General features: G+C 52.9%; 10 protein-coding genes. 5 read left to right on the top strand and 5 right to left on the bottom strand.

Annotated elements, in window-relative coordinates:
• Positions 1-3: 3 nt before the first annotated feature.
• The 5 genes from RCH09_RS05545 to RCH09_RS05565 all read right to left on the bottom strand — a co-directional run bounded on the left by RCH09_RS05545 (position 4) and on the right by RCH09_RS05565 (position 8,952).
• Positions 4-1,503, bottom strand: a complete 1,500-nt coding sequence (locus RCH09_RS05545) for an AAA family ATPase (protein ID WP_326940049.1) — start codon at positions 1,501-1,503, stop codon at positions 4-6.
• 30 nt (positions 1,504-1,533) lie between these two features.
• The gene (locus RCH09_RS05550) at positions 1,534-4,950 is read right to left on the bottom strand and encodes a DEAD/DEAH box helicase family protein (protein ID WP_326940050.1); all 3,417 of its coding nucleotides are present in this window, start codon (positions 4,948-4,950) and stop codon (positions 1,534-1,536) included.
• Positions 4,951-6,123, bottom strand: a complete 1,173-nt coding sequence (locus RCH09_RS05555; RefSeq protein WP_326940051.1) for a restriction endonuclease subunit S — start codon at positions 6,121-6,123, stop codon at positions 4,951-4,953.
• On the bottom strand, positions 6,120-7,670 hold the full coding sequence (locus RCH09_RS05560; protein ID WP_326940052.1) for a class I SAM-dependent DNA methyltransferase: 1,551 nt from the start codon (positions 7,668-7,670) through the stop codon (positions 6,120-6,122). The genes RCH09_RS05555 and RCH09_RS05560 overlap by 4 nt, the downstream gene beginning before the upstream one ends.
• A gap of 607 nt (positions 7,671-8,277) precedes the next feature.
• Positions 8,278-8,952 (bottom strand): hypothetical protein, encoded by a 675-nt coding sequence (locus RCH09_RS05565; protein ID WP_326940053.1) that lies wholly within the window; start codon positions 8,950-8,952, stop codon positions 8,278-8,280.
• A gap of 30 nt (positions 8,953-8,982) precedes the next feature.
• Here RCH09_RS05565 and RCH09_RS05570 point away from each other — a divergent pair, with 30 nt between their 5' ends.
• The 5 genes from RCH09_RS05570 to RCH09_RS05590 are packed head-to-tail and all read left to right on the top strand — an operon-like array spanning position 8,983 to position 13,418.
• The gene (locus tag RCH09_RS05570; RefSeq protein WP_326940067.1) at positions 8,983-10,008 is read left to right on the top strand and encodes a site-specific integrase; all 1,026 of its coding nucleotides are present in this window, start codon (positions 8,983-8,985) and stop codon (positions 10,006-10,008) included.
• Positions 10,005-12,008 (top strand): integrase, encoded by a 2,004-nt coding sequence (locus tag RCH09_RS05575; RefSeq protein ID WP_326940054.1) that lies wholly within the window; start codon positions 10,005-10,007, stop codon positions 12,006-12,008. Before RCH09_RS05570 ends, RCH09_RS05575 begins: the two co-directional genes overlap by 4 nt.
• Entirely contained in the window at positions 12,005-12,439 is a 435-nt protein-coding gene (locus RCH09_RS05580) for a hypothetical protein (RefSeq protein ID WP_326940055.1), read from the top strand. Before RCH09_RS05575 ends, RCH09_RS05580 begins: the two co-directional genes overlap by 4 nt.
• Positions 12,439-12,876, top strand: coding sequence for a VPA1267 family protein (locus RCH09_RS05585; RefSeq protein ID WP_326940056.1), 438 nt, complete (start codon positions 12,439-12,441; stop codon positions 12,874-12,876). The genes RCH09_RS05580 and RCH09_RS05585 overlap by 1 nt, the downstream gene beginning before the upstream one ends.
• Complete coding sequence (locus RCH09_RS05590; RefSeq protein WP_326940057.1) at positions 12,873-13,418, top strand: hypothetical protein; 546 nt, start codon at positions 12,873-12,875, stop codon at positions 13,416-13,418. Before RCH09_RS05585 ends, RCH09_RS05590 begins: the two co-directional genes overlap by 4 nt.
• Positions 13,419-13,569 lie beyond the last annotated feature (151 nt).

Raw genomic sequence — 13,569 nt, forward strand, 5'->3', positions numbered from 1 at the left:
TTGCTACTGAGCTTCCACGAAGTTAGCTCGTCGCTGATTTAGCCATTGCCGAATTTCTGCCACATATCCTGGCCATTCCGCGGTGGTGTAGGCGGCGTCCACTATTTTCGACAATCCAACTAGCCTATCGACGCCAAGTCGCTCAATTATTTCCCCGACAAAACTGTGAGTATCGTTAACCGCTTCAATTGAATTCGCAATTTGAACGATTTCTTCGTGGCCGACAATGCTATTATTCCGAAGCATAAGATGTAATTTTGCCTCAGGAGTAATGTTTGGATTCCCCACATTAAATTCCTTGATGGCGGCTAAAATATTTGACCGTTTTTGAGGTAAATCACTCTCTGTACCCGAAAGAACAGCTTTAATTCGCTCTAATCTATCGCTCTCCGAGCGATATATATCACCGTCTAATACAATTAACTTGTTTGAAAAATCATCATGGCCACGTAATAAAAGACCTGCTCCCAAGGCAAAACAGTTGGCGGCAGCTCCGTAGGGCGTTATTGCCGCAAAGCGCTGCATCGAGTGATGGGCCAGTTCTTTTGTAACTATAGCTTTTGCCATATCGTCTTCGACGAATATTTCTATTGGCCGCTCTTGCTGCCCGGTTAGGCGATGTATTGCATCTGGCTTCGTGTCTGAAAAGCAATATGATTTCTCTGGAGTTTGTAAAATATGCTTAATGCTTATGGTTGAATCCAGTTCCAATACCGCTTCACGGTGCGTCGTAAATACTATTTGTAGGGATTTTTCGGCTGCTCTATCGTGTAATATTTTAAGGAGTCTTTTTAAAGCATCTGTATGAAGAAGTAAATCTATTTCATCAATTAAAATAAGGGAATATTTGGGTGCGTTGAATACCAAACCTATAATTAATAATACACGTTGTTCACCTGCCCCCATGCTGAGCGACGAATATCGAATGCCGCCATACGCCAAACCTGAGTATCGTTTACCACCTGTTGAATTGTGGGAATTGAGTTCCGTATAGTTTCGATTGAAAATTGTTCCAACCTTCAGCAATATCGTTGCAGAAAGTACATCGCTGCTTGTAGTTGTAACGTATCTTATTAATGACGTATAGCTTTCAGTTTCGATTGTTGGTACACAGGTTCTAATTCCAATGAAGATTACGTCCCGCTCCGGTCGTGTGCTATATCGAGGTGCCCAACGGTCTGCTTGCTTTGAGTACGTCGTAATTTGGTGGTTGTGCCTTTCCTGTTCCACCCGGTATGAGTGGTTCATCGAAAATTGACTTCCAGCCCATGTCGCATCGGTTGTTGGTGTAAAAAAATGACTAAATTTGAAGTTCTCTCCCTGCCGTCCAGAATTCGGTTGATAGCAGCACGCTAACGCATGCAGTAATGTCGACTTCCCGCATCCGTTAACGCCTAGGATTGCGGTCAAAGGCTTATCATCGAACTTAATTTCGTCGAGATTTTTAAATCCCTTGAGGCGGGAGATTTGTAGACTATGTAGGACTTGCTGGGTTGGCTGCATATGCTTTTTTTGATAATTTCGATGATGTGGTCAGGCGACGGCTCGAATTCGCACTTCGGCGAGTACTTTTACAATTTGGTCTACCTTCGGCGAAGGGAATACTCCTTCCGGACCTTGTGGATTTATATCAGTGAAGGGGGATTCGTAAAGCCGTTCTGGCGCCATTACACCGTTTTCAGTCAGGTACTGCACTATAAGGTCGATAAACTCAATCTGTTTGGCAGTGACCGTAGTGCCGACGATAAACTGACTGAAGGCCTGGGTGGCTGACTCACGGTCGATTCCGACCAAGGAGCGAATGAAAATTCCCAACCCATGACTTTGCTTCGTCGCTTCCTGAATCAGTTCCGGCGAGCCGCCTGCCTCCAATAGCATCTTGGCAAGTTCATCAAGGTCCGATGGCGTCAGCGGTTGATTGCGACGCAGCCGTTGCAATGACAAGTGACTCTCGTGGGCTTTTAGGAACTGACGCGCCTTGTCTTTGAATTTCGCCATATTCATGCCAGTACCGACACCTGGTAAAGTAATCACGGCACTTACGCCCAGCTCGTCTTCGAAATCGGTATATACGATATTTTTTTTGCTCTTTTCAATCAGCTTGACTAGCGCGCGCAGTTTCTTCCGTGCGACCTCCAGCATGCCGATGGTTACGTCGTCCCACCATTCATCCCCGGCCACCGACTGAATCAGTACCATTTGCGCCTTGATGGCAGGAATTGCGTCTTGTTCCTCCAGGGCGCCGGCGATGGCCTGCATTCGTTCGCGCAGGGGTAAGAAATCCGGCTGAGCCTGCAATATTGCCAGCTGCGTACGCAACACCAGCATATCGAATCGCTTGGCTTCTTCATCGTTGTCCAGCAATGCAGTGGGCAGGTCCGCTACCTGCTCGCTCAACTCCTGCAAACTGTCATCGTCGAGCATGTGCCAGGCAGCCAGCTTCGCGAATTTTTCGACCGACTGACGGCGAGGCCGGACTACAAAATTATCGAGATTCATACCTGCAACCTGCTGGTGCAGAAAACCCGCCAGTTCCGCGCGCAGCTGCTCATCCGTTGGTTGCTCACCATAGCCGGTTGTTGCTTCTGCCACTTTGGTCCCCGTTCCGAAGGTCTTGTCCAACTCGGCAATCATTTCCAGCCGTGCCCTGAACAGTCGCGTGCTCAATGGAACCGGAGATTTGCCTTCATCCGGCGGGAGTTCCTGGTTAAAGAATTCCAGATTCTGGCAATAGTCGAAAACGTTGAAAAACTGCTTGTGCTGGCCCGGTCCATACAAATCTGGACAAAGACGGGTACCTCGACCAATCATTTGCCAGAACTTCGTCTTGGAGCGAATAATTTTGAAGAACACCAAATTGACCACCTCCGGCACATCGATACCGGTATCTAGCATATCAACCGAGATAGCGATGTGCGGCATGCTCTCCTTAATGGAGAACTCGTCAATCAGGCTCTGCGCGTAATCAGTCTTGTAAGTCACCACACGCGCGAACGCTCCCTTGTATTGCGGATAATTGATGTCAAATCGCTCGGCGATGAAATCGGCGTGAGCGTTGCTCTTTGCGAAGACGATGGTCTTGCCGAGACGGTCGCCACTGGCCACTTTCTCGCCTTCGGTCATCAGGTGCTGCAATACCTTGTCGACCGTGTCGGTGTTGAATAGCCACTTGTTCAAGGCGGCGGAGTCCACCGCGTCGGGAATGTTGCCGTCTTCGTCCCACTCCAGCGCATCCCACTGTTCTTTTTCTTCTTCGGACAGTTCCTTGTACTTGATACCCTCGCGTTGGTACTTCAGTGGCACGGATACCGCGCGCGGTGGCACCAGATACCCTTCGCTTACGGCTTCGTCCAGCCCATAGACGTCGGTCGGCACGCCGCTCTCGAGGTCAAAGAGCCCGTAAGTGTTGTGGTCAATCTCATCCTTGGGCGTGGCGGTAAGACCCACCAGCATTGCGTCAAAATAATCAAAGATGGCGCGGTACTTCTGATACACCGAGCGGTGCGCCTCGTCGATGATAATGAGGTCAAAGTGCCCGACCCCAAAGCGACGCTGACCGTCTACAGCATCATCAATTAGTCCCATCATCGTCGGGTAGGTTGAGACAAAGACCCGCCCATCCGTGCTCTTTTCCGACACCAGATTGACCGGCGACGATTCTGCCAAATGTGTCTTGAAGGCATTGACCGCCTGCTTAACCAGCGCAACCCGGTCGGCAAGGAACAGAATGCGTTTTGCCCAGTTGCAACGCATCAGCACATCGGCCAGAGCGATGACGGTACGTGTTTTCCCGCTGCCGGTCGCCATCACAAGCAAGGCTTTTCGCTGATTGTCGACTTCGAAGGTTTCGCCAATACGGCGCACGGCTCGGGTCTGGTAATAGCGCCCAATGATTTCGGGGTTGATGACGGCTTCAGCCAATTTCTTGCGACTGGTCCGACGTTGAATCAATAGCTCCAACTCCTGCTTCTTGAAAAAGCCCTGTACTGCACGCGGTGGGTAGTTCGCATCGTCCCAAATCCAGTGCTCGTACCCATTGGAATAAAAAATGATGGGCCGCTGTCCATACTGCGCTTGCAGGCAATCGGCATACAGTTTGGCCTGCTGCTGGCCCACCGTTGCGTCTTTTCGGGTGCGCTTGGCTTCTACAAGCGCGAGTGGCTTGCCATCATCTCCCCAGAGCACATAGTCGACGAAGCCGATACCCTGGTTGTTCGGCATGCCGCTGACTTCAATCTCGAAGTTCTTGGCATCCAGCGCCCACCCGGCTTCCTTCAACAGCAGGTCGATAAAGTAATCGCGCGTCTCTGCTTCGGAGTAATCATGCGTATCGGGCTGAGCGATGTTGGCCTTCTTGGCGGCGGCCACGTCAGCGCGTAGCTTTTGCAGCTCCGTGTCGAGTACTGCCTGGCCGGATAGCAGTACCGAGAGCTTTTCGTCGCGCTCGCGCAGTTGCGTTTCCAGTTTCTGCAGTTGGTCAATCGACTGTGTAGGCGTCGCCGCGGCCGTGGATGTAGTAGCTGCCGCGGGAATCAGGTCCGGGGAAAATCGAAGGTCGGGCGCCGGCCGCGAGCGTTGACCATAGGTGCGTGCGAGCCAATAGCAAATATGAAACAGTTCGCGGGTAGCGGTGACCGCATCGTTACGCATGATAGGACGTGTGCTGTGCGCGGCCAGATTGCCCAGGTCCTTGATGACCTTGGCTTTGGTGAATACGGCGTCACCGACCGCGCCCCGGAAAGTCGGTTCATGAATCAGGGCACTCAGATTGTCCTGATACGGTAGACGCAGAGCAGTGTCGTGCTTGTACAGCCAGTCCACCGCTAGCTCCAGCGCACGTCGAGCGTAGAAACACGATGTGCGCGCATCAAGGTTCGCCATTTCTTCAGTCTTAATGGCTGCGCTATAAACGGTTAACCACTCAGACTGGAGGAAGGCGAAATTGCTCATTTACAGTTCGCCCCGGAAGGCGCGGTATTGGAGAGAGTTGAAGAGCGCCTCAAGTTTAATCAGCGCAAGCCGGTGGTTTGATTTAATTGCCTGAATAGCTTCCACCCGTGCAGAGAAAATTTTCTGCAATTCGAGGGGCGGATTCCCGACCATAATCGATAATACTTTTTTCTGCGAAATATTCTGCATTGAGCCACTACTTCCACTTGCACGCATTCCAATTTCGTAACGAAATCTCATTTGTTGAAAAAGCTGACGAACATAAAGAGGCGCAGCTCTCGGTTTATCGAACCAAACAAACCTCCACAACTTGTCGGGTAGAAGCAAATTATCTGGAGTTTCGTTGACAAACGCAGTTGCTCCGATTAACTCCGTTGTGTTGGCACGGCTAAACAGTAAGTCCCCCTTACGAACAATATGCGATTCAGGAACGAGGTATTGTGCGGGAATTGCCTTGCTGTGCTCTGGCTTATACTCAAGTGAAGTAACTGCACTAATTTTTAATACGCGATACGGTGAGGTCGATTCCTCCTCATCATCAGCGACAATGCTTTTCCCGCTTTCAAATCCAGCAACAAAATCACTGACTTCAGCAAATGGCCATGACCTATCGTTTAATATCGGGTCCCCAAACATTTCATAGAAAATCGATTGCGCCAGGCTGTCCAGCTGTACCAATGCTTCGCGGCGCTTGGCTCTGAGCGCATCGGCTTGGTCCAGGATGGCCGCGATGCGGCGTTGTTCTTCGAGTGGCGGCATGGGAATTAGAATCTCCGATGCCCCGGCTTTTGTTAATTTCCCCCGTGTGGTTCCTGTCACGAACGGTTTAACATCATAATTTTCAAGGACTCGACATAAAAATGCCAAATCGAGGCCGTGCTTGGGCTGAAGAACATGGGCATGGTTATTGACCCAAGTTTTTCCTGAAATGCGGTACGCAATTCCTCTTCGCGGGTCGTCAAAATGACCACCGTCCTCTGCCAACAGCACTAAAGGTTCATCAAAAATATAACTATCGATGTTGCCCTGCACTCCGTTTGCACCATAGTACGGATAAGGTCCAGCTATTCTTTCTGACTCAGTGATGGGTCTCCGCTTGCTGTCCAAAAAATTTACTACGCTACCTAATTTCGTGACGGGAAATGCCCCTTCTACTGAATTTCGTGTAATCAACTCAGCATCTCCTCAAGCTCACTCATCCCAGCCTGAATTTCCGCTTCAAGCACTGCAAGCTTTGACAGAATATCTTTAGGAGGTAGATGTTCGCTTGCGATATGCACTACTTCCTTATATCGATTGATAGACAGGTCGTAATCGTTACCCACAATATCGAACTTCGGCACGCAAAAACTCTGGTCAGTGCGGTCACGGTCCAGCTCCATTCCGTCACGTTCGCGCCAACGCGATAGCACATCTGGCAAATTGTTCTTAACGTGTTCCGCTTCTGATAAACGACTGACGCCGTCGCTCATACCTTGAAAGCCTAACTTTTCTTCTGGCAGCAACGGCTGACGCTTGTCGTCCAGGCTCCAGCCATCGGCCTTCATGTCGTAGAACCAGACGTTATCGGTACCGCCCGAGTTGGTTTTGGTGAACAACAAAATTGCTGTGGATACCCCCGCATACGGTTTGAATACGCCCGAGGGAAGCGAGATGACCGCATCGAGTTTTTGTTCCTCCACAATCATCCGGCGAAGCGCCTTGTGTGCCTTACTGGAGCCAAACAGCACGCCATCCGGCACGATGACCGCTGCACGGCCGCCCGGTTTCAATAGGCGCAGGAACAGTGCCAAAAATAGCAGCTCAGTTTTTTTGGTCTTGACGATGGCTAATAGGTCTTTCGCGGTCCCTTCGTAATCGAGCGAGCCTGCAAAAGGGGGATTGGCCAGAATCAGCGAATATTTTTCCGCGTCCCCAGCATGGTCCTGTGCCAGGGAATCCTTGTAGCTGATGTTCGGATTGTCGACGCCGTGTAGAGCCATGTTCATGCTGCCAATACGCAGCATCGTGTTATCAAAATCGAATCCGTGAAACATGCCGTGATGAAAGTGGTTTCGTGCAACAGCATCGCGCAGCAGTTCCGGATGTTTTTCTCTGAGATATTCGCCGGCACCTACCAGGAAGCCGCAGGTTCCACTTGCAGGGTCGCAAATCACGTCCTTGGCCGTCGGTGCGGTCAGTTCCACCATCAGCCGAATCAGATGTCGTGGTGTCCGAAATTGGCCATTGGCGCCGGCGCTGGCAATCTTCCCCAGCATGTACTCATACAAATCGCCCTTAGTGTCGCGGTCTTCCATCGGAACACGGTCCAACAGGTCCACCACCTTAGACAGCAACCCTGCCGCCTTGATGGTAAAGCGGGCATCTTTCATATGCTGGGAGTAGGTCGAACCATCGCCGCCCATGGCGCGCAAAAACGGAAATACATGTTCGTCAACTACCTTGAACATCTCGGATGGCGCAAAGTTCTTGAAGTGCGACCAGCGCAGGTCGTTGTAATCGCGGCCCTTTGCGTCAGCGCCTTCGGGGAACATGCGGCGGTCCATAGGCACGCCAAGGCGTACCGATTTGTTTTCTTCCAATGTATGCAGGTCGTCAAGGCGACGCAGGAACAACAGGTAGGTGATTTGCTCAATCACCTCCATTGGATTGGAAATGCCGCCGGTCCAGAATGCGTTCCAGATTGCGTCGATTTGGCCGCGAATTTCGCCAGTGAGCATGGTTTTTCTATTGCCTAATTGATATTATCGATGTGATTACTTTAATGCAATAAATATTGCATAGCAACGATTTTGCGTCGGAAACCGAAGTTGTTCGGCGAGCGAGAGGGCAGCGCATGATGTTACTGGATAGGAAGGATAAATGGGGTCGGCAAATTCAAATCTAGTTATCGAGAGGCTTATTTGTTTCATAAGCAGCTAACCTGTTTGAAGACGACTTAGCCGACCTTTTGCAAGGGTTCATGCGGTCGGTTGCCGCGCTCAAACCCTGCACCGCTCGCAAATAGTTATAAGTCCATGATTTAAAAGCTTTTTCACAAGAATTTAGAAAAACATCAAATTCTTGTGAAATATGTTTAATTTCAATGACTTAAGTGCAGAGAAGGCGATGAAGGGACGAAGCTTGGATGATGCGATAGCTACCATTGAACGAGAAGTGGCAATGGCGTATGGCCTTACATGTGAAAACTTGTTGAGTATCTACAGCGCGGACACTGAAGACCGGCGAGGTTTCTGGCGCTACTTCAAGAGTGAACCTAATACGTCGCGAGTTGTGACGCGGGTCCTCTTACAATTTTAGCCCGTCTTACACTGCATGTCTCTCGCCTCAATTGAAGCTCTGTCTATAGGGAAGCGATAAGCCGCTATACGTGGCTGGAGGCGTGCCGTTTCGGTAGCGCATGTCCTTCAATTGCAGGTCCAGAGTCGAGTAAATAAAGCCACCGTGCAGCGGTCGAATTATTTCCGCCAGAACTAACGTTGCGGCTAGTGCTCCTACGAACGGCGTGGCCACCGCGCGTGACGCAAGTTGGGACATTCCGCACAAATCGTCACGCTCTCGCGCCAGATTTTTGTAGACGTCGTTCAACTCGACCGATGGTTGCGCCGCGTCAGCTGCCGACCAGATTTCCGAAGGGCGCCGTGGTCCTGGGAACGTATGGGTTCGGATGGCGCGAAAGTCGCGATAGCCACTTCCAAGACCTGCTTCTACGATAAAGGCAAAACCGGCCGACTCAAGGTCGCGGCGGGCTGCGACGTTATCCACGCCGAACAGTGCCGCCGCTGGTTCGTCGCTCAAGACCTGATGACCCGGACCAAATCGCCGCTCAACAAGGTCGGTAGTGAAGCCCGCTTCCTCCAGCCGCTTGGCGACAATGCGTACCTTGCGTTTTCCTACGTCGTCCGAACTTAAAAGCAAGCAGGTGCTCAGATTAGATTTCGCTGCTTTGTCGAAGTCTTGGAGCACCAAATGCGGCCGCCCGTTTACCGGATATGGCAGCATCCCCAGCGTCCAAGCGTAAGCTTGCCCAAGGTGCCCAAGCCTGAGTACAGCGCACTCTACAAGGCGGTGGATGTAGCGTATGGCATGGGAGAGCTACCGCAATGGGTTGCGGTGCTGACGCGGCTGCTGTTCGCGTGCGGAGGGCGTATCTCTCAATTTGCGTCCCTCAAGGTGATGGACCTGACCGCTAACAATGGTTCATTCGTGCTCAATCTCCCTCAGGCTAAAACACGCGAAGCGCATTCTCGCGTGTCCTTTAAGAAGTTCGACCTGAGTCCGCAAACCGGACGGCTTGCGATGGAATACATCGAGAACCTCAGGTGTCAAGGCCATGGCCCCGACGCGGCGTTTTTTCATGAGGATATCGTGATGAAGTGGGGCCCAAGAGAAGAGCGGCGCTCCGAAGGCGACCTCTTCTTCGGCCATTGTGTCCGTGCAAATCTCTCGACGGTGTATAGCAATGCTTTGCGCCCGATTGCGCCACCCACTGAGCGGCTGCAATTTGAGCCGATTCCTGTCTCGACGAGGAGATTCCGGTACACGTTTGGCACGCGCCTAGCTGAGGAAGGCGCAAGCAAAGCAATCATCGCCGACCGACTCGGACACGTGGACCTGCAGAATGTGGACGTCTACTTCGAGGCATCGCCCAAGATTGTCGAAAATATCGACAAGGCAATGGACGCGCAGTTGGCGCCCTTGGCGTACGCATTCAGAGGGCGCCTGGTGGAGGGCGAGGAACATTCGACCCACAAGGGCGCGCCAGGCAGCCGCATCATCGACTTTCGCGTTGCCAAAGACCCCGTCGGCAGCTGTGGCGGCAAGGGACAAGGATGTGCATTTAACAAGCCCACTGCCTGTTACACCTGCTTCAAGTTCGAGCCGTGGCTCGACGGGCCTCACGAGAAGGTGCTAATTCGCCTAAAGGTCGAGCGCGAACGATGTGGAACCGACGAGCGATTGGCGGCCATTAACGATGATGCCATGCGGGCGGTGCAAGAAGTCATGGCTGAATGTGACCAAGCACGTGAACAACGCAAGCCCGGAGTTTCAGAATGAGCGCGCCCGTTCTTCATTTCACGCCTCGCGCGGAGCTGGAGCCACAAGACAACCTTGAGGCCTTCATCGAGGTTTGCAAGCAATCTGAGGTATTAGGCGCTTGCCGACAGTTCGCCCTGAATGTCTGGGATATTGGACATTTGAAAGGCCAGAATAAGATGCACCGGGCGGTCTTCAGTTCACTTGATGCGTCCAAAACATCTGCTCGAGAGCCAGCGATGCCCCATCCATTCTTGGATTTTGCGAAGGCAGCGCTTGTCTACCTCCATGACAAGCGTCCTGTGGCCGCCCAAGATATTCGAATCGCTGCGTTACGCTGCCTGGAGGCAGCCTTGCGGGAATGGAGCAAGGGCTCGCGACCAACAGGTGTCAACGTAGAAGTGCTCGATACGGCCGTCGAACTGGCCAAGAAGCAGGTTTCTGCCGGTGCGGCTTACAGAATCGCGGGGCAGCTAGTGCTGATTTCTGAATTGATGAATTCGAAGGGGTTCATTGCGCATCGTCAGCCTTGGAACCACGGACTGAAGAAGCCACAAGAACTCGGGTCACGAATCTCAAAGGAGTCCCTCGATGCACGACAAGAGAAATTGCCTTCCGCTGCGGCATTGCGCGCGCTTGCCGGCATTTTTCAACAAGCCGTCGAGCCGACCGATGTTCTAGTGTCGAGCTACACAGCAGTAATGCTATGTGCGCCAGAGCGAATCAATGAGGTGGTCCGGCTAAAGCGCAACTGTCTCGTCGAGGGCGACGGCAGGTTCGAGGGAAAACTAGGCCTTAGGTGGGCAGGGTCAAAAGGGGCTGAGGACACAACAAAATGGCTTCCCACGCAGATGGTGCCGGTCGCACGGGACGCGGTGGGCAAGCTGCTCAAGGTGACTGCCCCCGCCCATAGAATCGCCGCCTGGTATGCCGCGAACCCGATAACCTTGTACCTACACGATGGAGCGACAGGCCTCCGTGAGCAAGAGGTGCTCTCGCTGGAACAATTGGCGCTCATCCTCTGGGGTGACGAGAGCGCGACAGGCCCTGCCAATGCTTGGGCCCAGACAACGAACAAAATTACAAAAATTCCGTTGGGCGGGCGGCAGATTGGTTTCCGCTTCGAAGACGTAGAACGTGCTGTGGTTGCGATGCTACCGACCACCTTCCCCTATGTCCTTGGCGCTCCTGAGCTTCGCTGCGAGGATGCCATGGCCATCGTGAGAACTAACGAAACCCATTCTCAACGGGCGACCTACCTTTGCATGTTCAGCTGCGTTGACTCTAACCTCATTACTAACTCCTACGGCAGGGAGGCGCAAGAGTCCATCTTTGAACGATTTGCCTACACTGAAGATGATGGTTCGCGTATCGAGCTCCGGAGCCATAGCCTGCGTCATTACCTCAACATGCTCGCTCAGACGGGCGGACTCAGTAGCGCCGAAATTGCGATTTTTTCGGGCCGAAAAGATGTCAACCAGAACCGGGCATACGACCACATGAGCTCGGACGAGGTGCAAGCGCCCATCAGTCAAGCCCTGAAGATGGGCTTCACGGCCGACATCGTTCCTGCAGGACTCCGGAACCTGATTGTGCGCAGCGAATTCAAAGGGATAGGCATCGTCGCCGCCCACACGACGGACTATGGCTGGTGCACCCATAACTTCGCCAGCGAGCCGTGCCAAATGTACCGGGACTGTACAAACTGCGAGGAGCAGGAATGCGTCAAGGGCGAAGAGCACAAGGAAGCCAACTTACGCTCGCTCAAAAATGAAACTGAATACCTGCTGAAGGAAGCTCGGGCCGCCCTGGACGACGAGGAGTATGGCGCCGACACCTGGGTGAAGCATCAGACGAAGACGCTCGAGCGTGTCAATGCCCTTCTTGCCATCATAGACGACCCTTCAGTTCCCGCTGGTGCTCGCGTTCGGCTCAACTTGGCCAACGCCGCCCTAATTACCTCAGACAACATACAACCCATCGAGGCCATAGAAGCCAATGGGCGAAAGCCGCTGCCATGAAGAAGACTCGCGCACCTGACTTGACGGACGAGCGACTCCAGGTCGTTCTTGACACCCTTGATAGCTGGAAGGGAAAGCTTACATGGGACCTCCTGATTGACGCCGTTGAAAAGGCAACCGGCTTCACGTATTCGAGGTTCACCTTTGCGGAGTATCCCCAGATAGCAAACGCCTTTTCCTTCAAGAAGGATGCCCTGCGCGGCACATGGCAGGCCGAACGTGGTGCGCCTCGGGATGAGCGTGTACGGGCAGCGCTGGAGCAAGTGGACCGGTATAAGGCCAAAGTTCAGCGCCTCGAACAGGAAAACCAGCTGCTCCTGGAGCAGTTCGTGACCTGGGCGCACAACGCTGAGCGCAAGGGGGTGACGGTAATGATGCTGAATGCGCCGCTGACCAAGCCCCATCGCGACAGAAGCAAGGAGGTGAAGTGATGGCTAGCGGTCAACAACTCGCCGAGCAAAATTTCCAAGCATTTACCACTTGGCTGGACAGCCGCACCGATGAGGACTTCAGGCAAATGGTCGGGCGTGGAATTCTGTCGCGGAAGGAAATCGCTGCCCAATGCGGATTTGCCGTCAGTGCGTTAAATCAGAATCCGCGTATAAAGTCTGCCCTGTTGGCAAAGGAGGCGCTATTGCGGGCTGCCGGAGTGCTGCCTACCCTAGCCGGTGTAGCTGAGGAGGCCTCAGCAGCGCCCCTGATGCGCGAGCCTGGTTCTGCCGCGCGCTCGCTCGACGTTGAGCGCCTTCGACGACTCGAGCAGGAAAACGCCAGCCTAAGGGCTGAAAACGGTCAGCTAAAAAAGGAGTTAGAGCGCTACGCGATACTCCGTGAAGCCCTTTCAACCACTGGGCGGCTACCGCGATGACCCCTTCTGTTTTAGTTCGGGTTCAGTCCATCCGCAGCCAAAATCCTTATGGTAGGGGCGGATGTATCTTCGTCGGCACTGAAATCAGTGAGGCCGGTGACGTCGTTGATGCCAAAAGCTATTTCGTCATTAAGGCAACAGGGTTGCAGCTTGGCGATGGGCGCGTTCAGCCTGGGCAGTGGTGGAGGGTGAGCGGTGAATCGGAGTCGTATGAGCGCACGGTGAACGGATACCTTGTTCGTGAGCGGCAAATCATGGCAGCCCAAGTTTCGCTGATGAGGATGTCGGGCGAACACATTGTCACTTTCATGGCTGAATGCGACGATTTCCAAGGTATCGGAGTGGTCAAGGCCAGGAAACTTTGGACAGTCTTTGGCGAGCAGTTGTATGGTCACCTCGACAACGGCGACGTCGAAGCGCTCAGTAGGGTCTTGACCGAGGAAAGTGCCAGGCAAATCGTCGCCGCTTGGGCGCTCCAGGGCAGCGCCCGGACCCTCCAATGGCTGCAAGGTAGTGGGATTGACGTGTTGAGAATCGCTTAAAACTGACCCACTGTTTTCATCTAAAAATGACCCACCCTGTTTGCGCGTAGATTACCCCGCGTCTGTGGATAAGTCTTCTGGTCTGGTTCCTGGATCTCCTTTCTTCGTTGGTTTTTTGGTAGGTGGCTTGCGACTCGATTCGCTGTGCCGG

Source organism: Actimicrobium sp. GrIS 1.19, assembly GCF_035984655.1.
Lineage (GTDB): Bacteria > Pseudomonadota > Gammaproteobacteria > Burkholderiales > Burkholderiaceae_D > Actimicrobium.